This is a genomic window from Amycolatopsis sp. H20-H5 (genome assembly GCF_035828755.1).
Lineage (GTDB): Bacteria > Actinomycetota > Actinomycetes > Mycobacteriales > Pseudonocardiaceae > Amycolatopsis.
Genome location: NZ_JAYMZS010000306.1, coordinates 1 through 539 on the forward strand (window position 1 = coordinate 1; position 539 = coordinate 539).

General features: G+C 67.9%; 1 protein-coding gene. It reads right to left on the bottom strand.

Features of this window, described 5'->3' with window-relative positions:
• The coding region (locus QMK34_RS47650; protein WP_326421655.1) for a transposase at window positions 1-539 on the bottom strand (539 nt) is incomplete at both ends.

Below are 539 nucleotides of genomic sequence, written 5' to 3' on the forward strand. Positions count from 1 at the left end.
AAGGCGTGCGAGGTTCACTGCTGCGGCCAGCAAGGAGAAGTCCGCGGCGGTCTTCACGCGGCCTCGGACACGGGCTCGGCGGCCGCCGTGGCGGCGATGCATGAGGTGACCGATCTTGCGCTCGACCTTCGGTCGGGTGGCGCGGTAATCAGCCTTCCACCCCGGATCGCGCTGGCGCGCACGGGCGGTAGCGAGGTGCTTCTCGTGGGCACTGATGGTGATCGTGCGTCCGCCGCTGGCCGAGGTGCATTGCGCGACCAGCGGGCAGGTGGCACACACTGCGCCGAAACTGGCCTGCCCGCTGCGACGGGCGTGGGCGCGGGCACGGATGGGAGCGGTGTTGCCCGCCGGGCAGGCCACGGTCTGATTGTCCAGGTCGACGGTGAAACGGTCTTTCGGGAAGTGACCTTTCACCGTCGCCGGAGGCTGCACCTTGAGTCCATTGTGGATCTCGGCATCGTCCAGTCGTTTCAGTAGCTCCCCAGCCCCATAAGCGGCGTCACCATAGACCGCGGCTTCGGCTTCGGCTTCGGCTTCGG